A 21,096-nucleotide genomic window follows, 5' to 3' on the forward strand; every position below is an offset into this window, starting at 1 on the left:
ACGGCGGATCATCGGTGGCGGCCCCTCGCCCGGAGCGGGAGGCCGCCGGGTCAGGTGGCACGCCGTGGAGTGGGAAATCGACCTCATCGACTTCCCACTCCACGCACTTGCCCCGCAGAGCGACGGCGGACCAGACCACCCCGCAACGACCAACGCCGGTCTCCGAGACAAGTCTCGGATACCGGCGTCACTCACCACCGGGAAGCAGTACACCCCGCGCGCGCACCGCCCGGTCCGACGCTCACCGCTCGGATCCCGGACCGCCGGATGCGCGGCGCGTCGGCCGCCGCCGTCAGGTGCACGAACATCGCCATGCCCGGCACCCCCCGGGGGTCAGCCGACGGAGGAGTAGGCGATGATGCCGCGGCGGAGGCCGTCGACGGCCTTGCGGGCGGTCTTGCGGAGTTCGGCGTCCTCCCCGGCGGCGTCCTGGATCTGGCCGAGGACGTCGATCAGCTGCTTGGTCCAGCGGACGAAGTCGCCGGCCGGCATGTCGGCGTCGCGCAGGACGGAGTCCAGCGAGTGGCCGAGGGCCCATCGGTAGGCGGCCCAGGCGAAGCCGAGGTCGGGTTCGCGCTGGCCGACGCCCTCGGCGGTGTTGATGCGGTGCTGCTCCTCCAGGGCGTCGAGGTGGCCCCAGATCCGGACCATCTGGCCGAGGGCGGTCTTCGCCGCGCCCTCGGGGACCCGGGGGGCGGTGGCGTCGTCGGACTGGCGGGCCTCGTAGACGAGCGCCGAGGCGCAGGCGGCGAGTTCGGCGGCGGCGAGGCCGCTCCAGACGCCCTCGCGGATGCACTCGGAGGCGAGCAGGTCGAGCTCGCCGTAGAGCCGGCCGAGGCGCTTGCCGTCGTCGGTGACGGTGTCGCCGCTGAGGTAGCCGAGGTCGGTGAGCAGACCGCAGACCCGGTCGAAGGTGCGGGCGATGGTGTGCGTGCGGGAGCGCATCTTGCGTTCCAGCAGCTCGGTGTCGCGGTGCAGCCGGTGGTAGCGCTCGGACCAGCGGGCGTGGTCCTCGCGCTCGTCGCAGCCGTGGCAGGGGTGCTGGCGCAGGGCGGCGCGCAGCCGGCCGATCTCGGGGTCGTCGGCGGCGGCCGCGCGGCCGCGCCGGAACCGCTCGGGCTCCAGGTGGCCGGCCTTGGTGCGCAGCGCGGAGGCGAGGTCGCGGCGGGACTGCGGGCTGCGCGGGTTGAAGGACTTGGGGATGCGCACCCGCTCGATCGCGGCGACCGGGTGCGGGAAGTCGATCATCGCGAGCCGCTTGACCTGCCGCTCGGCGGTGAGCACCACGGGGCGCGGCCCGTCCTGGTAGTCGGGGTGGCGCGGGCCGCCGCGCGGCGAGCGGCTGACCGGCGGCAGGCCGGGGTCGAGGACGAGGGCGAGGCCGGCGAACTTGCCGGTCGGCACGTGGATGACGTCGCCGGGCTTGAGGTGCTCGATGGACTCGACGGCGGCGGCACGGCGCTGGCTGCTGCCCTCGCGTGCGAGTTCGTTCTCCCGGTCCTTGAGCTGCCGGCGCAGCGCCATGTACTCCTCGAAGTCGCCGAGGTGGCAGGTCATGGAGGCGCGGTAGCCGTCCAGGCCCTCCTCGTTGCGCTGGACCTGGCGGGCGATGCCGACCACCGAGCGGTCGGCCTGGAACTGCGCGAAGGAGGTCTCCAGCAGTTCGCGCGAGCGGTGCCGGCCGAACTGGGAGACCAGGTTGACGGCCATGTTGTAGGACGGCCGGAACGAGGACTTCAGCGGGTAGGTGCGGGTGCCGGCGAGACCGGCGAGCGCCTCCGGGTCGAGGCCGCGCTGCCAGAGCACGACGGCGTGGCCCTCGATGTCGATGCCGCGCCGGCCGGCCCGGCCGGTGAGCTGGGTGTACTCGCCGGGGGTGATGTCGGCGTGGGTCTCGCCGTTCCACTTGACGAGCTTCTCCATGACGACGGAGCGCGCCGGCATGTTGATGCCCAGGGCGAGGGTCTCGGTCGCGAAGACGGCCTTGACCAGGCCCTTCACGAACAGCTCCTCGACGACCTCCTTGAACCGCGGCAGCATGCCGGCGTGGTGGGCGGCGATGCCGCGCTCCAGCCCGTCCAGCCACTCGAAGTAGCCGAGGACGTGCAGGTCCTCGTCGGGGATGTCGGCGCAGCGCTCCTCGACGATGGCGCGGACCCGGGCGCGGTCGGCGTCCTTGTTGAGGCGCAGGCCCGAGGAGAGGCACTGCTGGACGGCGGCCTCGCAGCCGGCCCGGCTGAAGATGAAGGTGATCGCGGGCAGCAGGCCCTCGGAGTCGAGCCGGTCGATGACGTCGACGCGGCCCGGCGTCCAGACCCGGCCGGGGCGGCCGTTGGGCATCGAGCGGCCGCGGCCGCGGCCGAACCTGTCGCGCGGGTTGCGGTCGGGTTCGCTGCGGGCGAGGCGGACCAGTTCGGGGTTGACGGCCTTGCCGGGGTTGCGCAGGCTGCCCTTGGGGCGGCCGTCGCGGTCCGGACTGGCGAACAGGTCGTACATCCGGTTTCCGGCCATCACGTGCTGCCAGAGCGGGACGGGCCGGTGCTCGGAGACGATGACCCGGGTGCCGCCGCGGACGGTGTCCAGCCAGTCGCCGAACTCCTCGGCGTTGGAGACGGTCGCGGAGAGCGAGACCAGGGTGACGGACTCGGGGAGGTGGATGATGACCTCCTCCCAGACGGCGCCGCGGAAGCGGTCGGCGAGGTAGTGGACCTCGTCCATGACCACGTAGCCGAGGCCGTCGAGGGTGCTGGAGCCCGCGTAGAGCATGTTGCGGAGCACCTCGGTGGTCATCACCACGACCGGGGCGTCGCCGTTGACGGAGTTGTCGCCGGTGAGCAGGCCGACCTTGGCGGCGCCGTAGCGCTTGACGAGGTCCCCGTACTTCTGGTTGGACAGCGCCTTGATCGGCGTGGTGTAGAAGCACTTGCGCCCGCCCTGGAGGGCGAGGTGGACGGCGAACTCGCCGACGATGGTCTTGCCGGAGCCGGTGGGCGCGGCGACCAGGACGCCTTCGCCGGCCTCCAGGGCCCGGCAGGCCTCCAGCTGGAAGTCGTCCAGCTCGAAGTCGTAGAGCTGCTGGAAGCCGTACAGGGCGGTGGCCTGCTCCTTGGCCCGGAGGCGGGAGGCGGCGAAGGCCTCGGCGGGGCCGAGCTCCCGCTCGTCGGAGGTCTCCCGGCCGTCGGAGGGCTCGCGCTCAGGGGTGTTCATCGCCGTCCGGGGGTCGCGGGGGTCGGTGGTGTGATCTCGCATCTCAGCGAGAGGTTACCCGGCGGGGCTGACATCGATAGCACCGTTTTTTCCCGGGCAAGGGATCGCTTCTCTCTCACATCCATAGTTGCAAATGTCTTCAAGCGGTCATCGGGTGACCAGCTTCGAACGACTCCGGTCATCCACGGTGACACGCCGTGCGGCCTGCCTACATTCGGTGCCACGTCCCGGTGACCCCCACCGGACCCACGGGAGGAGCGCAACGATGGCGAACCTGGAGACCTCGCTCAAGGAGGCCATGGCGATCGAGGGCGCGATCGGCGTCGCCCTGGTCGACTACGGCAGCGGCATGGCACTGGGCACCCTCGGTGACGGCGGCGAGCTGGACCTCAACGTCGCCGCCGCCGGGAACACCGACGTCGTACGGGCCAAGATGCGGGCGATGGAGCACCTCAACCTGCTCGACAACGAGATCGAGGACATCCTGGTCAGCCTGACCAGCCAGTACCACCTGCTCCGGCCGCTGACCACGCAGAGCGGCCGGGGGCTGTTCCTCTTCCTCGCGCTCAACCGCGGCCGCGCCAACCTCGCGATGGCCCGCCACCAGCTGAAGCGGATCGAGACCGCGCTGGAGATCTGACGGCCGGGGACGCACCGGGGAGGGGAACAGGGAGGGAGCGCCGTGGCGGTCGTGCTGTACCAGGCCAAGGCCGAGTTCTTCCGGATGCTCGGCCACCCCGTCCGGATCCGGGTCCTGGAGCTGCTGCAGGCCGGACCGACGCCGGTGCGCGAGCTGCTGGCGGAGCTGGAGGTCGACCCCTCCCGCCTCTCGCAGCAGCTCGCGGTGCTGCGCCGGTCCGGCATCGTCACCGCCACCCGGGAGGGCAGCACGGTGGTGTACGCGCTGGCCGGCGGGGACGTCGCCGACCTGCTGCGGGCGGCCCGGCGGATCCTCACCGGGCTCATCGCCGACCAGCACGCCCTGCTCGCCGAGCTGCGCGCCGCCGCCGACTGACCCGACGGACGGCGGGCAGGACGGCCGGCGGGACGGCCGGCACCGGCTACCCGAGCAGCCCGGCGAGCCCGGCCGCCAGCACCTCGTACTCGGGCGCCCGGTTGTACAGCTGCGCGCACACCCGCAGCACCCCGCCGCCCGACCACGGCCGCGCCACCGTCCGCACGGCGTGCCGCCGCCACATCTGCGCCATCAGCTCCTGCGCCTGCGGCAGCGTCTCGGCGACCCCGGGCGGCAGCCTCAGCGCGCGCATCGACAGCCCCGCCGAGGACGGCAGCGCCGCCAGCCCGACGCGCTCGGCGACCAGCCCGGCACCGTACGCGGCGAGCCGCTCGTTGTGCGCGCGCACCGCTCCCGGGCCGAACGCCTCCAGCAGGTTCAGACCCGCCGGGGCGGCCAGGTAGGGCGTGTAGTCCAGGGTGCCGCGCCACTCGACGGAGGCCGGGTAGCCCTGGTGGTCCTCCCAGGACAGGATCAGCGGACGGATCTTGCCGGCCCACTCCGGGCGCACCACCAGCACGCCGGTGGCGCGCGGGGCGAAGGCCCACTTGTGCAGGTTGCCGAACCAGAAGTCGGCCTCCGCCGGGACCGGCCCGGCCAGCATGCCGGGCTCGTGCGCGGCGTCCACCACGGTGGTCACGCCGCGTCCGCGCAGCTCGCGCAGCAGGTCCGGGGTGGCGACCCGGCGGGCGGTCGGCGAGGTGATGCCGTCCAGGACGGCGAGCACGGTGCGGTCGGTGACCGCGGCCAGCACCGCCTCGCGCACCGCGTCCCCGTCGGGCAGGTCCAGCGGCAGCGCCACCGTGCGCAGCTCGGCGCCGGCGTCCTCGGCCCGCCGCCGGACGGCCTCGGTGACGGTGCCGTAGCCGTGGTCGGTGACCAGGACGTGGTGCCCGGCGGAGAGCGGCACGTTCGCCAGGGTGACGGCGATCGCGTCGGTCACGTTGGGCACCAGGGCGAGCAGGTCGGGCTCGGTGCCGAGGGCGGCGGCGATCCGGGCCCGGGCGGTGGCGACGCGGGCGGGCAGGTCGGCGAAGAAGCCGTCGGGGTCGGCCTCCTGCTCCTCGTGCAGCCGCCGCTGGAGCTGCTGGACGGAGACGGGCACGGCCCCGAAGGAGCCGTGGTTGAGGTGCACCACCGCCGGGTCCAGCGAGAACAGCGTCTCGGTGCCGGCCAGCGGCTCGGGCGGTCCGGCGGTCCGCGGGGCCTGGGTCATGCGCTCCTCCTGTTACCTGGATCACGTGATGTGTGACATTTCACATGTCGTTCCACTGGTCGGCGAGCCGGTCCCGCGGCGACCATCGGGCGGTGACCATCACCGACTCCTACCTCTCCCTGAGCGCCCGGACCGGGCGCTTCGGCTTCGGCGCCCCGCGGGCGATCTCGTTCCACCAGGACGGTACCCGCCTGCTGCTGCTCCGCTCCAGCGGTCCCGAGGACGCGTTCGACCGCCTCCACCTCCTCGACCTCACCACCGGCGAGGAGCGCGAGGTCGCCGACCCCGCCGCCCTGGCCCCCGGCCGCACCGGCGCCACCGACGCCCTGCCCGCCGTCGAGCGCCGGCTGCGCGAGCGGAGCCGGCTCACCGCCGCCGGCATCGGCACCTTCGCCGCCACCCCCGACCTCGCCGTCGCCGTCTTCGTCCTGGACGGCCGGCTCTTCCGCACCGAGACCGCCACCGGCCGCACCACCGAGATCCCCACCGCCGGCCCGGCCTTCGACCCCCGCCCGAACGCGACCGGCGAACTCGTCGCCTACGTCACCGACGACGCCCTGTACGTCGCCTCGGCCGACGTCCCCGGCCGCCAGCGGCTCAGCCCGGAGGACGGCGCCCGCTGGGGCGTCGCCGAGTTCGCCGCCGCCGAGGAGCTCGGCCGCCACCGCGGCCACTGGTGGCGTCCGGACGGCGGCGCCGTGCTGGCCACCCGGGTGGACGAGTCCGCCGTCCCGCCGCGTCACTTCGCCGACCCGGCCCACCCCGAGCAGGCCCCCGAGCAGTTCGCCTACCCGCAGGCCGGCGGCCCCAACGCCGACGTCCGGCTCTGGGTGCTCGGCCTGGACGGCACCCGGGTCGAACTCGACTGGGACACCACCGGGTTCCCCTACCTCTGCGCCGCCGAGTGGGCCGGCGCCGAGGAACTGCTGCTCACCGTCGCCGACCGGCTGCAGCAGAACGTCCTGCTGCTGAGCGCCGACCCGGCCACCGGCGCCACCACCGAACTCTCCCGCACCACCGACGCGTTCTGGGTCGACGACCTGCCCGGCACCCCCGCCCGGCTGGCCGACGGCCGGCTGCTCACCGTCCACGACACCCCCGACGCCCGCGGCCTGGCCCTGGACGGCAAGCCGCTGGACACCTCCGGCCTGCAGATCCGCCGGGTGGTCGGCCGGCTGCGCGGCAAGCTGCTCTGCGAGACCGGCGAGGGCGACCCGTTCGACCAGCACGTCCACCTCGTCGACCCGGACGGCGGCGTCCCCGAGCGGCTCTCCGAGGGCCCCGGTGTGCACAGCGCGCTGGCCGCCGCCGACACCCTGCTGCTCGTCTCGGCCGGCCCGGACGGCGTGCGCCGCGAGGCCCGCGGCCCGCACGGCACCACCGTCCTGACGGACCGCTCGGCCGCCCTGCCGTACCGGGTCCAGCCGCGGCTGGCCCGGGTCACCGAGCGCGCCCTGCCGAGCGCCGTGGTCTACCCGCGCGGCCACGTCCCCGGCCGCCGGCTGCCGGTGCTGCTGGACGTCTACGGCGGCCCCGGCTACCAGGCGGTGGCCAACGAGCCGCGCCGCTGGCAGCTCAAGCAGTGGTGGGCCGACCAGGGCTTCGCGGTGGTGACCGTCGACAACGGCGGCACCCCGTTCGTCTCCCCCGCCTTCACCCGGACCATCTTCCGCCGCTTCTCCCAGGTGGCGCTGGACGACCAGGTGGACGCGCTGCTGGCGCTCGGCGCCACGCACCCCGACCTCGACCTCGGCCGGGTCGGCGTGCGCGGCTGGTCCTACGGCGGCTACTTCGCGGCGATGGCCGTGCTGCGCCGCCCGGACGTCTTCCACGCGGCCTGCGCGGGCGCCCCGCCCACCGACTTCCGGCTCTACGACACCGCGTACACCGAGCGCTACCTCGACCTGCCGCAGCGGAACCCGGAGGGCTACGCGGCCGACTGCCTGGTGGACGACGCGCCGTCACTGACCCGGCCGCTGCTGCTGATCCACGGCCTGGCCGACGACAACGTGCACCCCTCGCACACCCTGCTGCTCTCCCAGGCGCTCACCCGGGCCGGCCGCCCGCACAGCCTGCTGGCGCTGCCGGGGGTCACCCACATGACGCCGGGCGGGGTGAACGAGCAGCTGGCACAGGCCGAACTCGCCTTCCTGCGGACCTCCCTGGGCTGATCGGCGGACCGATCGGGCACCCTCCGAGCGCCGCACGGACCCACCCGGGCCGTGCGGCGCTCGGCGTCGCGGCCGAGACCCGCGCCCGAAGTCTTCCGTGTGACCCATGACATGTGAAATATTACCTGCGCTCACCCGACCACCCCCGTCCGGAAAGGACCGGTCAGTTGCGCAGACTGTCCGCGGCGTTCGCGGCCGCGCTCACCACGAGCGCGATAGCGGCCACCCTCCTCGGGTCCCCCGCCCAGGCCGCCACCCCCTCCCCCGCGCCCACCCTCACCGTCGAGAGCGGCGCCGAGGCCGGCGGGCTCGAGGCCCCGCCCGCCCCGCTCGCCCCGCAGGAGCGCGAGCGCCAGTCGCTGCGCGCCAAGGCGCTGGAGCAGGTCAACAAGGGCGCCGTGGCGAAGACCACCGGCCGCCGGGCCCCCGCCAAGGTGCGGATCGGCAACGACTACGTCCAACTCGCCCAGCAGCGCAAGGACAAGGTCTTCGTCATCCTGGCCCAGTTCGGCGACCAGGTCGACAACACCACCCTCTACAACGGCCAGCCGCGCTACGGCGGCACCCCCGGCCCGCAGCACAACAGCATCCCGAAGCCCGGCAAGAGCGACAACCACACGCTCTGGGACCAGGACTTCAGCCGGCAGTACTACCAGAAGATGTTCTTCGACGACTCGCCCGGCGCGGTCTCGATGCGCAACTACTACCGCACCCAGTCCTCCGGCCGGTACGACATCGAGGGCACCGTCAGCGACTGGGTCACCCTGCCCTGGAACGAGGCCCGCTACGGCTCCAACAAGGGCCCGCAGGGCTCCGGCGCCTGGACCCAGGGCCAGGAGTTCATCCGGGACGCCGTCAAGGCCTGGTACGACAGCCAGCTCGCCAAGGGCCGCACGGCCGCCGACGTCAAGGCCGAACTGGCCCAGTACGACGTCTACGACCGCTATGACCACGACAAGGACGGCGAGTTCAGCCAGCCCGACGGCTACCTCGACAACGTCGTCGTGGTGCACGCCGGCGTCGACGAGACCTGGGGCGGCGGCGCGCAGGGCGCCGACGCGCTGTGGGCGCACCGCAGTTGGACCTTCCCCGACCCGACCGGGCAGGTCGGCCCGGACGGCAACAAGATCGGCGGCGCGCCGGTCGGCGACACCGGCCTGTACGTCTACGACTACGTCCAGGCCGGTGAGAACAGCGGCGTCGGCCTGTTCTCCCACGAGTTCGGCCACAACCTCGGCCTGCCCGACCTGTACAGCACCAACGGCGGCGACAACAGCGTCAACTTCTGGTCGCTGATGTCCTCCGGCTCGTACCTGGGCAAGGGCAGGAACACCACCGGCGGCTACCCGGGCGACCTCGACGCCTGGAGCAAGCTGCAGTTCGGCTGGCTCGACTACGACGAGGCGCAGGCCGCCACCCGCTCCAGCCACGCCCTGGGCGTCAGCGGCTACAACACCGACCAGGCGCAGGCCGTCCTGGTCCACCTGCCGGACAGCACCACCACCACCGACCTCGCCGACCCGCGCGAGGGCGCCAAGCAGTGGTGGAGCCAGACCGGCGACGACCTGGACAACGCGCTGGCCCGCGACGTCGACCTCACCCCGGTCACCGGCCCGGCCGCCCTCGACGCGGCGGTCTGGTACGACATCGAGCAGGACTTCGACTTCCTGACCGTCGAGGCCTCCGCCGACGGCGGCAAGCGCTGGACGGCTCTGCCCGGCACCGTGGACGGCGCCCCGATCGGCAACACCAGCGCCAACGTTCCCGGTCTGAGCGGCACGTCCGGCGCCTACCGGCAGCTGCACATCCCGCTGGACGGCTACGCCGGGAAGAACGTCAAGCTCCGCTTCCACGTCACCTCGGACAACAACACCCATGGCAAGGGTGTGCTGGTCGACGCGGTGAAGATCACCGCCGGCGCCACCGAGCTGTTCGCCGACGGCGCCGAGAACGGCACGGCCGACTGGGCCAGCACCGGCTTCACCGTCGTCACCGGCCGCAGCTTCGTCAAGCAGCACCCGCGCGCGTACCTGGTGGAGAACCGCCGCTACACCGGCTACGGCGCTTTCCTGAAGACGGGGCCGTACAGCTTCGGGTACACCGGCGTCGACGGCAAGAAGGACATCGTCGACAACTACCCGTACCAGGAGGGCGTGCTCATCTGGCTCTGGGACACCGCCTACGGCGACAACAACACCAGGGACCACCTGGGCGGCGGCCAGATCCTGCCGATCGACGCCCGCCCGGCGCCGGTCCGCTTCGCCGACGGCACCCTGGTCAACGGCCGGGCGCAGACCTACGACGCGACCTTCTCGCTCAAGCCGACCACCGCCTTCACCCTGCACAAGGCGGGCGTCCCGGTCCGGGTCGAGTCCAAGCCGGCCGTCCCGGTCTTCAACGACCACACCGGTGTCTACCGCGACCCGGCCACCCCGCAGCTCGCGGTGAACGTGCCGGACACCAACACCAAGATCGAGGTGGTCCGCGAGGCCCAGGGCGGCCGGATCACCACCGTCCGGGTGGCCCCCGCGTCCTGACACCCCCCGCACCCCCGGTGTCCTGAGCACCGGGCTCCCGTGGAAGACAGGTACCCACGGAAAGAGGCCGCCCCGGCCCTCCCCCACGGAGGGCCGGGGCGGTCGCGTCCGTCCCCCTCAGCTCCGGGCCGGACGCCGCAGGCTCATCGCCGCCGTGGCGGTGCCGAACACGGTCAGCGCGCCCAGCCCGAAGACCATGTACCGGGCCCCGTCCAGCGTCGAGTCCCCGCCCATGCTCACCAGCGTCCCCGCCAGCGCCGAGCTCACCGAGAAGGCGATCAGCTGGGTAGTGTTGAGCCCGGCCGCCGCCTTGGCGCCCTCCACCTCGTCGTCCGTGCTGCGCATCGCCGTGACGCTCAGGTGCGGGAAGGCGACGCCGATGCCGGTGCCGCCCGCGAACAGCACCACCGCCCACAGCAGCACCCGCCCGCCGGACGCCGAGCCGGTCTGCAGCAGCCCGTACGCCAGCAGGCCCGCCGTGAGCACCGCCGGGCCGAGCCGGATCGCCAGCGCGCGGGCCCGCTCCGCGCCCAGGCTGACGCTGAACAGCTGCGCGGACGTCCAGCCCGCCGACACCGTCGCGCCCAGGAACCCGGCCGCCAGCGGGCTCAGCCCGCCCAACTCCTGGCCGAACAGCGGGATGAAGGTCTCGGTCATCACCCCGGTGCAGTAGACCGCGACGGTCAGGTAGATCCACTTCAGGTGGTTGCCGCACCGGTAGGTGAGCTTCGGCAGGACGGTCGCCGCGCCGCCGCGCTCCACCAGCACGAAGCCGGCCAGCAGGGCCAGGCCCAGCACGATGCACAGCACCGTCGCCCAGCCGCGCGGCACCGTCGAGCTGATGCTGAACGTCGCCGCCGCCAGGGTCAGCAGCAGCAGCGAGGCCAGCGGCAGCGGCTCGGCCGGCCGCCCCGGCCCGGACGGCCCGGGCAGCGAGCGCCGGGCCGGCACCGCCAGCACCACCGCCGCCGCCAGGAGCAGCAGGTACGCCCCGCGCCACAGGCCGAGTTCGGCGAAGAGCCCGCCCAGCGAGGGGCCGACCAGCGTGCCCACGCCCCACATCGCGGACACCAGCCCGGCCGCCCTGGTCCACAGCCGCTCCGGCAGCGCGGTGCGGATCACCGCGTAGCCGAGGCCGGCCATCAGCCCGCCGCCCAGGCCCTGGACGATCCGGCCGGCGATCAGCGCCTCCATCGACGGGCTGGCCGCGGTCAGCCCCGCGCCGCCGGCGAACACCAGGAAGCCGGTCAGATAGGCGCGCGAGGGCCCGAGCCGGGCCAGCGTCCGGCTGACCAGCATCGCGGCGATCACCGCGGCGATCAGGAAGCCGGTCGCCACCCACGCGTAGTAGCGGGCGCCGCCGATGTCCTCGACGATCGAGGGAAGCAGGGCGGCGGTGAAGTAGAGGTTCATCGCGTACAGCGCGACGCCGCCCGCGAGGATCGAGGCCGGGGCGGCGAACGGCCGGGAGAACAGTTCGCCCCAGCCGCCCGAGGACGCCGACGGCCCCGCGTCCGGAGCGTGACGTCCCTGGCCGGAGGGGGTGGAGGCGGTCTTGGCGGGCGAGGAGTCGGTCACGCTTCGGTACGCTAATAGTTCAAGGGAACTTGAAGTCAAGGACGCGTATGGACAGTGCCGCCGACGCCCCGGGGGGCGCGGACGCCGGGCCCCGCCCGGCCGATCTGCTGACCGTGGGCGAGGTCGCCCGGCGGGCCGGCGTGGCCGCCTCCGCGGTGCGGTTCTACGAGGAGCAGGGGCTGATCGCCTCCGAGCGCACCTCCGGCAACCAGCGCCGCTACCACCGGCACGTGCTGCGCCGGCTCTCGCTGATCCTGGTCGCCAAGCGGCTCGGCGTCCCGCTGTCCGAGGTGGCCGAGGTGTTCGCCGGACTGCCGGCCGACCGGATGCCGGACAAGCGCCACTGGGAGCGGATCTCGCGCCGCTGGGCGGCGCTGCTCGCGGCCCGGCGCCGGGAGATCGAGCGGCTGGAGAGCGAGCTGACCGGCTGCATCGGTTGCGGCTGCCTCTCGCTGCGCCGCTGCCGGGTGCTCAACCCGCGGGACGCGCTCGCCGCCGACGGGCCCGGCCCGCGCCGGCTGCCCACCGAGGAGCCCGGCCCCCGCTGAACCCGAGCAGAACCCCGGAACGACGAACGGGCCCGCCGGGACCGACGACCCAGGTCGGTCCGGCGAGCCCGCCGCACCCGGCCGCGGGCTGCGGTCGGGTGGACCCGGTCGGACGCGGCCCTCATCAGGCTCCCCGCCGCGCCCGACCGGGCGTTCTTCGGTGTGCGCGCGGAGCCGATGCTCCGCGCGCGGGTGGTGCCGTACCGCCCGCCGTGGGGGTGACTGGACGGTACGGCGGTCGAGCCGCGGCCGGGGCGCGCCCATCGGCGGACGCCCTCGGCCGCGAGACCGGGTCCCGGGTCAGTTCTCCGGGAAGTGGCAGGCCGCCTCGCGCCCGCCGGGTCCGGCGATCCGCAGCAGCGGCCGCTCGGTCCGGCAGACCTCCTGGGCCTTGGGGCAGCGCGGGTGGAAGCTGCACCCGGGCGGCGGGTCGGCCGGGCTCGGCGGGTCGCCGATCAGCACGATCCGCTCGCGCTCCCGCTCGGCCGCCGGGTCCGGCAGCGGCACCGCGGAGAGCAGTGCCTTGGTGTACGGGTGCGCGGGGTTGGCGTACACCTGGTGCTTGTCGCCGATCTCGACGATCCGGCCGAGGTACATCACCGCGACCCGGTCGCAGACCCGCTTGACCACCGAGAGGTCGTGCGCGATGAAGATGTACGCCAGCCCCAGCTCGTCCTGGAGCCGCTCCATCAGGTTGACCACCTGGGCCTGGATGGAGACGTCCAGCGCGGAGACCGGCTCGTCGGCGACCACCAGCCGGGGCGAGGTGGCCAGCGATCGGGCGATGCCGATGCGCTGGGCCTGGCCGCCGGAGAACTCGTGCGGGTAGCGGTCCAGGTGCTCGGGGATGAGGCCGACCAGCTCCATCAGCTCGGCGGCACGCTTGCGCGCGTCGGCCGCGCCGGTGCCCTGGACCAGCAGCGGCTCGGAGATGATCCGGGCCACCGTCTGGCGGGGGTTGAGCGAGGAGTAGGGGTCCTGGAAGACCATCTGCAGGTGCTTGCGGTGCGGGCGCAGCTGCGCCTGGCTGAGGCCGCCGATCTCGGTGCCGTCGAAGGTGACGGTTCCGGAGGTCGGGTCGATCAGCCGGACGACCATGCGCCCGGTGGTGGACTTGCCGCAGCCGGACTCGCCGACCAGGCCGAGGGTCTCGCCGGCGCCGACGTCGAAGCTCACCCCGTCCACCGCCCGGATCGGGGCACCGGCCTTGCCGGTGCGCGAGCGGCGGCCGGGGAAGGTCTTCACCAGGTCCCGGACCGTCAGCAGGGGCTCGGCCGGCTCTGTCGTCGCGGTCATCCCAGGGCTCCTTCCGGCACCAGCGGCAGGTGGCAGGCGGCCTGGTGGCCGGGAGAGAGCGGGCCGAACTGCGGGCGCTCGGCCAGGCAGCGGGCGTGCTCCTCGGCGGTGGCGGCGGTGGTGCGGGCGCAGCGCGGGGCGAAGGAGCAGCCGGGGGCGGGGGCGATCAGCGACGGCGGGCTGCCGGGGATGGCCCGCAGCGGGGCGTCGTCGGTGTCGTCCAGGCGGGGCAGCGAGTCGAGCAGCCCGCGGGTGTAGGGGTGCGCGGGGGCGGCGAACAGCCGGTCCACGGGCGCCTGTTCGGCGGCGCGGCCGCCGTACATGACGAGCACCTCGTGGGCGACCCGGGCGACCACGCCGAGGTCGTGGGTGATCATCACGACGCCGAGGCCGCGCTCCTGCTGGATCCGGGCGATCAGATCGAGGATCTGGGCCTGGACGGTGACGTCGAGCGCGGTGGTCGGCTCGTCGGCGATCAGCAGTTCGGGCTCGCAGGCGAGCCCCATCGCGATCATCACGCGCTGGCGCATGCCGCCGGAGAACTGGTGCGGGTACTCGTCGACCCGGCGGGCCGGTTCGGGGATGCCCACCTCGGCGAGCATCTCGACGGCGCGCTGGCGGGCGGCCTTGCGGGAGGCCTTGAAGTGCACCCGGTAGTGCTCGGCGATCTGCTCCCCGACGGTGTAGAAGGGGTGCAGGCTGGAGAGCGGGTCCTGGAAGATCATGGCGATCCGCCGGCCCCGGACGGTGCCGAGCTCCCGCTCGCCGAGCCCGTTGAGCTCCTGGCCGTGCAGCCGGATCGAGCCGGTGACGGAGGCGCCGCGGTGCAGGCCCATGACGGCGAGCGAGGTGACGGACTTGCCGCTGCCGGACTCGCCGACCAGCCCGAGGGTCTTCCCGGCCTCGACGGTGAAGTCGATGCCGTCGACGGCCCGGACGACGCCGCGCGGGGTGGTGAAGGAGACCTTGAGGTCTTCGACCTCCAGAAGGGCGGTCATCAGTACCTCACTCTCGGGTCGACGTACGCGTAGAGCACGTCGACCAGCAGGTTCGCGACCACGATGAAGAAGGCCGCGAGCAACGTGACGCCGAGGATGACGGGTTGGTCGGAGCGGAGCAGCCCGTCGTAGAAGAGCCGTCCGATGCCGGGCAGACCGAAGATCGACTCGGTGATGACGGCACCGGCGAGCAGGCCGCCGAGGTCCATGCCGAAGATGGTGAGGATCGGCGTCATCCCGGAGCGCAGCCCGTGCTTGACGGTGACGGTGCGGGCCGGCATGCCCTTGGCGCGGGCGGTGCGGATGTACGGCTCGTTCAGCGCCTCGATCATCGAGTTGCGGCTCTGCCGCGCGTACTGGGCCGCGTACAGCAGGGCCAGCGCGATCCAGGGCAGCAGCAGGTTGGAGGCCCACTCGAACGGGTTGTCGGTGAACTGGTGGTACGAGGGGTAGGGCAGCAGGCCGGCGCTGCGGACGACGCCCCAGATCAGCATGATCGAGGTGAAGTAGACCGGCAGCGAGGCGGTGCCGACCGAGAGCACCATCAGGATCCGGTCGGTCGGCTTGTCCTTGCGCAGCGCCGAGGTGACGCCGGCGCCGAGGCCGAGGACCAGCCAGAGCACCGCCGCGCCGAGGGCGAGCGAGACGGAGACCGGCAGGCGGTCGACGAGCAGGTCCCAGACCGGCAGCGAGTACTCGTAGGAGTAGCCGAGGCAGGGGAAGCCGCAGTGGACGGCGCTCGGGCCGCTGCCGTAGTCGCGGCCGGCCACGATGCCGGCCAGGTACGCGCCGAACTGTTCCCAGATCGGCTTGTCCAGGCCCATCGCCGCCTTGACCTCGGCGAGCCGGTCGGGGCTGCAGGTCTTGCCGCAGGCGGCCGCGGCCGGGTCGTTGGGCAGCAGGTAGAAGATGGTGAAGGTGATGGCGCAGATGGCGAGCATGATGCCCGCCACGCCGATCAGCCGGCGGCCGAGGTAGAGGATCACGACCGGCCTCCCCGGGGGTCGAGGATGTCCCGCAGCGCGTCGCCGAGCAGGGTGAACGCCAGCACGGCGATGAAGAGGAAGGCCGTCGGGATCAGGAAGTACGTCGGGTCGGTCTCGTAGTGCACGATCGACTCGGCGATCATCTGGCCCCAGGAGGCCGTGGGCGGCCGGACGCCGACGCCCAGGTAGGAGAGCGCGGCCTCGGTGGCGATCATGCCGGGGATCAGCAGCGTGGTGTACGCGATGATCGGGCCGGAGACGTTCGGCAGGATCTCCCGGGTGAGGATGCGCCAGGAGCGCGCTCCGCCGACCTTGGCGGCCTCGACGTACTCGCGGTGCTTGAGCGAGAGGGTCTGGCCGCGGACCACGCGGGCGATGCCGGGCCAGCCGAACAGGCCGATCACCGTGGTCATCAGCAGGATCCGGTTGACGTCCTTGGCCACCGACATCATCGCGATCATGAAGATCAGCGAGGGGAAGGACATGGTGAGGTCCATCAGCCGGGAGAGCAGGGTGTCGACCCGCCCGCCGAAGTAGCCGGCCGCGATGCCGGCGAGGGTGCCGGCGATCACGACCACGGCGGTGGCGATGAACGCGATCATCAGCGACACCTGACCGCCGTGCAGGACGCGGGCGAACAGGTCGCGGCCGGTGACCGGCTCGACGCCGAGCCAGTGCCGGGCTCCGATGCCACCGAAGTCGCCCTTGGGCACGCCGCCCAGGTACGGGTCGATGGCGCGCTTGTCGAACTCCTCGGGGGACCAGCCGCCGAGCGCGCTGAGCGGGCCGGCCAGCACGGCCAGCAGCACCAGGACGACGACGGTGATCAGGCCGAAGCGGGCGGAGCCCCTGGCCCAGAGCTGGTCCCAGACCAGCCGCCAGGGCCCGCGCCCGGAGGCCTTCGCGGGGCCCGCCGCCGCGACGGGCGCGGCGGCGGGCTCAGTGGTAGTACTGCTCATTGCGAAGGTTCCCTCAGCCCTGGCTCTTCGAGGGGTCCTTGAGGCCGATGGTGGCCATGTCGATCATTCCGGCGTAGCCGGAGTTGCCGAACGCGCCGGCCACGTTGGTGCCGACCAGCAGCGCGCGGCGCTGCCACATCAGCGGCACGGCCGGGGCCTTCTTCATGAGGTCCTCGTCCAGCTTCTTCCAGGCCTTGTTGGCCTCCTCGACGTCCGTCAGGGTCGCGATGCGGTCCATCTCGTCCATCGTGGCCTGGTCGCGGAACTGGCTGTAGTTGCCCTGGTTGCCCTTCTCCTTGATGGTGCGGCCGTCGAAGATGAAGGGCAGGAAGGTCGCGCCGGACGGGTAGTCCGGGCACCAGCCGTTGATGGTCAGCTCGGGGGCGTTCTTGGTGTCGCCGAGGGTGTCGGTGAAGGCGGACGGGTCGACGGTGTTGACGGTGACCTGGACGCCCGCCTTGGACAGCGACTGCTGGATGGCCTCGCCGCGGGTCTTGTCACCGAGCGAGACGGTGAGCGAGACCTTGAGGTCGGTCTTGCCGGCCGCCTTCAGCAGCTCCTTGGCCTTCTCGGGGTCGCCGGTGACCGGGATCTTCAGCGGGTCGGCCTTCTCGCCGCCGGTCAGCGACGGGGGCAGGTAGGAGGTGGCGACCTCGGCCAGCGCGGGACCGCCCCACGCGGTGACCTGGGCCTCCCGGTCGACGGCGTACATCATCGCCTCGCGCACCTTCGGGTCGTCGAAGGGGGCCTTGGAGGTGTTCATGTACAGGTTGTCGGTGCAGCCGGTGCGCTCGGCCACCATGCGGGCCTTGACGTCGGCCTTGGGCAGCACCTTCGGCACGGACTCCGGGCGCATCCACGGCATCTCGATCGAGGAGGCGTCGGCGCCCTCGCTGGCGATGATCCGGTCGTCGACCTGGCCGCCCTTGAGTCCCTGGGTCACCACGATCTTGTCCGGGTAGGCCTTGCGGACCGTGTCGGAGCCCTGGTCCCAGTTGGTGTTGCGGACCAGCACCAGCTGCTTGCCGCGGTCGTAGGACTCGATCTTGTACGGGCCGGAGGAGAACGGCCGGGTGTCGTACTGGGTGCCCTTCTCCTGGGCCGGCGGGACCGGCGCGAAGGTCGGCAGGGTGGCCGTGTAGGAGAACTCGGCGACCGGGCGCTTGAGGTGGAAGACGATGGTCTTGTCGTCCGGCGTCTCGATGCTCGGCAGGTGCTCGCCGGTCAGCGGGCCCTTGTAGTTCTCGCCACCGGCCAGGTACTGGACGGCGTAGTCGGGGCCGCCGGTGAGGTCCGGGGAGAACGAGCGCTCGACGTTGTACTTGATGTCGGAGGACTTGATCGGGGTGCCGTCCTCGTACTTCAGACCGTCCTTCAGCGTGAAGGTCCAGGTCTTGCCGCCGTCGGACGGGCGGCCCACGTCGGTGGCGAGGTCCGGGACAATCTCGCTGCCAGCGGCACCCGGCGCGGCCTTGAAGGTGACCAGGGTGCGGTAGATCAGCCGGGTACCGAAGTCCATCTGCGGCAGGGTCCAGTTGCGCGCCGGGTCGAGGTGGGCGAAGTCCTGGTTGGTCAGCACGGTCAGGGTGCCGCCCTTGACCGGCGTGCCGCCGACGATCGTCCCGTTCTCGGCGCCCGGGCCCTTGGTGGAGGTGGCGACGCTCTCCTCGCCGTTGTCGCCCTTGTCCTTGTTGCCGCAGGCCGCGAGGCCGAGGGAGAGTGCCGCCGCGATGGCCGCCGCGATGGCGGTCTGAGTACGCCTGTTCATATCTGACTCCGCAGTGGGGGGCCGCCGTGAAGGCCCGTCGTCCGCCCCGGGGGTGGATCCGGGACCAGCCGCGGAGGGCGACCTCAAGGGGTCTAGCCGCTCCGTGGTGTGACCCGTAACATAGTAATGTGAAATTGCACTGCACAAGAGGTGACGGCACCCGTTACCGAGCTGTGTCCGTGCCGACCCCCACCTCCCCCGAATCCGCACCACCCGCTTAGGAGTCAACCGGTGACCCTCCGTCAGACCGGCCTCAACACCGGAAGCCACGACCTCCCCGTCTCCGACGCCCTCAACGCCTTCATGGGCACCTCCTGGGCGCCCACCCCGCTGCCCGCCGACGACCGGGTCCCCGGCCACGCCGTCACCCCCGCCCGGCGCGCCCGGCTCTCCGCCGCCTTCCCCGGCGAGCGGCTGATCGTCCCGGCCGGCCAGCTCAAGGTCCGCAGCAACGACTGCGACTACCGCTTCCGCCCGCACAGCGCCTACGCCTGGCTCACCGGCCTCACCGGCGAGGACCAGGTCGGCCACGTCCTCGTCCTGGAGCCGACCGGCCCCGACGGCCACGAGCCCGTCCTCTACCTGCGCCCCCGCTCCCCGCGCGGCGGCGACCCGGTGCGCGGCGCCGAGTTCTTCCGCGACCGCCGCTACGGCGAGTTCTGGGTCGGCCGCCGCCCCGACCTCGACGAGGCCGCCCGGCTCACCGGCGTGCGCGTCGAGCACCTCGACGAGCTGGAGAAGCTGCTCACCGGCCCGCGGCCCGCCACCCGTGTCCTCACCGGCGTCGACCCCGCGCTGGACGCCGCCACCGGCCGCCCCGGCGCCGACGAGCTCACCCGGAACGACGGACTGTTCGCCGCCGTCCTGTCCGAGCTGCGGCTGGTCAAGGACAGCTGGGAGGTCGAGCAGCTCCAGCTCTCCGTCGACCACACCGTGCTCGGCTTCGAGGACGTCGTGCGCGCCCTGCCCACCGCCCTGCGCCACCACCGCGGCGAGCGCTGGATCGAGGGCGTGTTCAACCTGCGCGCCCGCGCCGAGGGCAACGGCATCGGCTACGAGACCATCGCCGCCTCCGGCGCCCACGCCTGCGTCCTGCACTGGATCCGCAACGACGGCGCCCTCGACCCCGACGCGCTGCTGCTGCTCGACGCCGGTGTGGAGACCGACACCCTCTACACCGCCGACATCACCCGCACCCTGCCGCTCAACGGCACCTTCACCCCGGTCCAGCGGCAGGCCTACGAGCTCGTGCTCGCCGCCCAGCAGGCCGGCATCGACGCGCTGCGCCCCGGCGCCCGCTTCCGCGACTTCCACGCCGCGGCCGCCCGCGTCATCGCCGAGGGCCTCGCCGACTGGGGCGTCCTGCCGGTCTCCGCCGAGGAGGCGCTCGCCGACGACAGCGGTGTCTACCGCCGCTACACTCTCTGCGGCACCGGCCACATGCTCGGCCTGGACGTCCACGACTGCGCCAAGGCCCGCGCCGAGACGTACCTGGACGGCGTCCTGGAGGAGGGCCACGTACTCACCGTCGAGCCCGGCCTCTACCTGCAGCCCGACGACGAGACACTGCCCGCCGAACTGCGCGGCCTCGGCATCCGGATCGAGGACGACCTGGTCATCACCGCCGACGGCGCGCGCCTGATGTCCGGCGCGCTGCCCCGCACGGTGCCGGCCATCGAGGCCTGGATGGCCGAGCTGCTCGGCTGATCCCCCGCGTTCCCGTGGCCGCCGGGTCTCACACCCCGGCGGCCCGGGCGTCCTTCCACAGCTCCGTCACCAGCTCCGCCGCCGGACCGCCGCGCGCCGCCCGGTGGCCCGTGCCCGCCCACAGGTGCATCGCCTGCGCGTCGCCGCGCCGGGCCGCCGCCGCGCGCAGCGGCTGGGTCAGGTAGTGCACGTCCGGGTAGGCGGCCGGCGCGTACGGCCCGAACCGGTCGGTGAAGTCGTTGCGCAGCGCCCGCGCCGGGCGGCCGGTGAACGCCCGGGTCACCGTCGTCGCCTCGAAACCGGTCAGCGCCGCGCGGTGCGCCGGCGTCGTCCCGGCCTCGTCCGCGCGCAGCAGCGCCGTCCCCAGCTGCACCGCCACCGCCCCGGCCCGCAGCGCGGCCGCGACGGCCGCGCCGTCCGACAGCCCACCGGCCGCGATCAGCGGCAGCCCGGTCACCGCCCGGACGGCGGGCAGCAGTTCGAGCAGCGGCAGCTCACCGGGCCGGTCCGCCGTCCGGTGGGTGCCCCGGTGCCCGCCGGCCTCCGGCCCCTGCACGCAGAGCGCGTCCATCCCGACCGCCTCGGCGCGGCGCGCCTCCTCCGGCGTGGTCACCGTGCCGACCTGGAACGTGCCCGCCGCGCGCAGCGCCCGGGCCTCCTCGGCGGAGGGCAGGCCGAAGGTGTACGAGACCACCGGGACCGGCCCGGCGAGCAGTCCGGCGATCTTGGCGTCCCAGTCGTCGCGGTCCGGCGCGATCGCCTCCGGCAGGGTCACGCCGTGCTTCTCGGCCTCCGGCCGCAGCCGCTCCCGGTAGGCGGCGACGGCCGCCGGGTCGCCGGGCTCGGCCGGTACGAAGAGGTTCAGACCGAACGGGCGGTCCGTCAGCTCCCGGACGCGGCGGACCTGCGCGAAGGTGTCCTCGGCACTCCGGTACCCGGCGGCGAGGAACCCGAGCCCGCCCGCCCCGCTCACGGCGGCCGCCAGCTCCGGTGTCGACGGCCCGCCGGCCATCGGCGCGGCGATCACGGGCACGAGGAGTTCGTCGAGTCGCACGGCCATCCGGGGATCCTCCACTCACACGGCACACCGGGGGTACTCGGGCTACCCGC

Annotated in this window: 15 protein-coding genes and 1 pseudogene; 6 read left to right on the forward strand and 10 right to left on the reverse strand. The window is 73.3% G+C overall.

What is annotated here, in order from left to right; all coding sequences use genetic code 11:
• Nucleotides 1-192: 192 nt before the first annotated feature.
• Together ABTX81_RS39655 and ABTX81_RS16235 are read right to left on the reverse strand one after the other, a co-directional pair.
• Nucleotides 193-314: pseudogene (locus tag ABTX81_RS39655) on the reverse strand (HEAT repeat domain-containing protein); the annotation flags it as partial.
• Between the two features lie 19 nt (nt 315-333).
• Nucleotides 334-3,207: a DEAD/DEAH box helicase gene (locus ABTX81_RS16235; RefSeq protein ID WP_350545603.1), complete on the reverse strand. Its 2,874-nt coding sequence runs from the start codon at nt 3,205-3,207 to the stop codon at nt 334-336.
• A 265-nt stretch (nt 3,208-3,472) separates the two neighbouring features.
• On the opposite strand from ABTX81_RS16235, the gene ABTX81_RS16240 reads away from it, so the two are divergent.
• Both ABTX81_RS16240 and ABTX81_RS16245 read left to right on the forward strand, forming a co-directional pair.
• Nucleotides 3,473-3,847: a hypothetical protein gene (locus ABTX81_RS16240; RefSeq protein WP_350545343.1), complete on the forward strand. Its 375-nt coding sequence runs from the start codon at nt 3,473-3,475 to the stop codon at nt 3,845-3,847.
• Nucleotides 3,848-3,889: 42 nt separating this feature from the next.
• A complete protein-coding gene (locus ABTX81_RS16245) occupies nt 3,890-4,222 on the forward strand; it encodes an ArsR/SmtB family transcription factor (protein WP_350545347.1) in 333 nt (110 codons plus the stop codon).
• A gap of 46 nt (nt 4,223-4,268) precedes the next feature.
• Here the strand turns inward: ABTX81_RS16245 and ABTX81_RS16250 are convergent, their stop codons facing one another.
• On the reverse strand, nt 4,269-5,438 hold the full coding sequence (locus tag ABTX81_RS16250; RefSeq protein ID WP_350545351.1) for an aminotransferase class V-fold PLP-dependent enzyme: 1,170 nt from the start codon (nt 5,436-5,438) through the stop codon (nt 4,269-4,271).
• 92 nt (nt 5,439-5,530) lie between these two features.
• On the opposite strand from ABTX81_RS16250, the gene ABTX81_RS16255 reads away from it, so the two are divergent.
• Nucleotides 5,531-7,609 carry a S9 family peptidase gene (locus ABTX81_RS16255; RefSeq protein WP_350545356.1) on the forward strand — a complete coding sequence of 693 codons (2,079 nt, stop codon included), beginning with the start codon at nt 5,531-5,533 and terminating at the stop codon, nt 7,607-7,609.
• Between the two features lie 167 nt (nt 7,610-7,776).
• The gene (locus tag ABTX81_RS16260; RefSeq protein WP_350545361.1) at nt 7,777-10,146 is read left to right on the forward strand and encodes an immune inhibitor A domain-containing protein; all 2,370 of its coding nucleotides are present in this window, start codon (nt 7,777-7,779) and stop codon (nt 10,144-10,146) included.
• Nucleotides 10,147-10,263: 117 nt separating this feature from the next.
• Here ABTX81_RS16260 and ABTX81_RS16265 read toward each other — a convergent pair whose 3' ends face one another.
• On the reverse strand, nt 10,264-11,724 hold the full coding sequence (locus tag ABTX81_RS16265) for an MFS transporter (RefSeq protein WP_350545366.1): 1,461 nt from the start codon (nt 11,722-11,724) through the stop codon (nt 10,264-10,266).
• Between the two features lie 47 nt (nt 11,725-11,771).
• Here ABTX81_RS16265 and soxR point away from each other — a divergent pair, with 47 nt between their 5' ends.
• Entirely contained in the window at nt 11,772-12,272 is a 501-nt protein-coding gene (soxR, locus tag ABTX81_RS16270) for a redox-sensitive transcriptional activator SoxR (protein WP_350545369.1), read from the forward strand.
• Nucleotides 12,273-12,572: 300 nt separating this feature from the next.
• On the opposite strand, the gene ABTX81_RS16275 is transcribed toward soxR, so the two are convergent.
• The 5 genes from ABTX81_RS16275 to ABTX81_RS16295 are packed head-to-tail and all read right to left on the reverse strand — an operon-like array spanning nt 12,573 to nt 18,279.
• On the reverse strand, nt 12,573-13,568 hold the full coding sequence (locus ABTX81_RS16275) for an ABC transporter ATP-binding protein (RefSeq protein ID WP_350545373.1): 996 nt from the start codon (nt 13,566-13,568) through the stop codon (nt 12,573-12,575).
• On the reverse strand, nt 13,565-14,566 hold the full coding sequence (locus tag ABTX81_RS16280) for an ABC transporter ATP-binding protein (protein WP_350545377.1): 1,002 nt from the start codon (nt 14,564-14,566) through the stop codon (nt 13,565-13,567). The genes ABTX81_RS16275 and ABTX81_RS16280 overlap by 4 nt, the downstream gene beginning before the upstream one ends.
• On the reverse strand, nt 14,566-15,552 hold the full coding sequence (locus ABTX81_RS16285; RefSeq protein WP_350545381.1) for an ABC transporter permease: 987 nt from the start codon (nt 15,550-15,552) through the stop codon (nt 14,566-14,568). Before ABTX81_RS16285 ends, ABTX81_RS16280 begins: the two co-directional genes overlap by 1 nt.
• Nucleotides 15,549-16,511, reverse strand: coding sequence for an ABC transporter permease (locus ABTX81_RS16290; protein WP_350545385.1), 963 nt, complete (start codon nt 16,509-16,511; stop codon nt 15,549-15,551). Before ABTX81_RS16290 ends, ABTX81_RS16285 begins: the two co-directional genes overlap by 4 nt.
• Before the next feature lie 13 nt (nt 16,512-16,524).
• Nucleotides 16,525-18,279 (reverse strand): ABC transporter substrate-binding protein, encoded by a 1,755-nt coding sequence (locus tag ABTX81_RS16295; protein WP_350545388.1) that lies wholly within the window; start codon nt 18,277-18,279, stop codon nt 16,525-16,527.
• A 303-nt stretch (nt 18,280-18,582) separates the two neighbouring features.
• On the opposite strand from ABTX81_RS16295, the gene ABTX81_RS16300 reads away from it, so the two are divergent.
• Nucleotides 18,583-19,986: an aminopeptidase P family protein gene (locus ABTX81_RS16300; RefSeq protein WP_502892788.1), complete on the forward strand. Its 1,404-nt coding sequence runs from the start codon at nt 18,583-18,585 to the stop codon at nt 19,984-19,986.
• Between the two features lie 28 nt (nt 19,987-20,014).
• On the opposite strand, the gene ABTX81_RS16305 is transcribed toward ABTX81_RS16300, so the two are convergent.
• Nucleotides 20,015-21,046 carry a nitronate monooxygenase gene (locus ABTX81_RS16305; RefSeq protein WP_350545393.1) on the reverse strand — a complete coding sequence of 344 codons (1,032 nt, stop codon included), beginning with the start codon at nt 21,044-21,046 and terminating at the stop codon, nt 20,015-20,017.
• Between the last annotated feature and the right edge of the window lie 50 nt (nt 21,047-21,096).

Source organism: Kitasatospora sp. NPDC097605, from assembly GCF_040302725.1.
Lineage (GTDB): Bacteria > Actinomycetota > Actinomycetes > Streptomycetales > Streptomycetaceae > Kitasatospora.

Bases quoted from the DNA above. Each gene is read 5' to 3' on its own strand.
- ABTX81_RS16235 (WP_350545603.1), bottom strand. From the start codon at position 3,207: ATGAACACCCCTGAGCGCGAGCCCTCCGACGGCCGGGAGACCTCCGAC.
- ABTX81_RS16240 (WP_350545343.1), top strand. From the start codon at position 3,473: ATGGCGAACCTGGAGACCTCGCTCAAGGAGGCCATGGCGATCGAGGGC.
- ABTX81_RS16250 (WP_350545351.1), bottom strand. From the start codon at position 5,438: ATGACCCAGGCCCCGCGGACCGCCGGACCGCCCGAGCCGCTGGCCGGC.
- soxR (WP_350545369.1), top strand. From the start codon at position 11,772: ATGGACAGTGCCGCCGACGCCCCGGGGGGCGCGGACGCCGGGCCCCGC.
- ABTX81_RS16275 (WP_350545373.1), bottom strand. From the start codon at position 13,568: ATGACCGCGACGACAGAGCCGGCCGAGCCCCTGCTGACGGTCCGGGAC.
- ABTX81_RS16280 (WP_350545377.1), bottom strand. From the start codon at position 14,566: ATGACCGCCCTTCTGGAGGTCGAAGACCTCAAGGTCTCCTTCACCACC.
- ABTX81_RS16290 (WP_350545385.1), bottom strand. From the start codon at position 16,511: ATGAGCAGTACTACCACTGAGCCCGCCGCCGCGCCCGTCGCGGCGGCG.
- ABTX81_RS16295 (WP_350545388.1), bottom strand. From the start codon at position 18,279: ATGAACAGGCGTACTCAGACCGCCATCGCGGCGGCCATCGCGGCGGCA.
- ABTX81_RS16300 (WP_502892788.1), top strand. From the start codon at position 18,583: ATGGGCACCTCCTGGGCGCCCACCCCGCTGCCCGCCGACGACCGGGTC.
- ABTX81_RS16305 (WP_350545393.1), bottom strand. From the start codon at position 21,046: ATGGCCGTGCGACTCGACGAACTCCTCGTGCCCGTGATCGCCGCGCCG.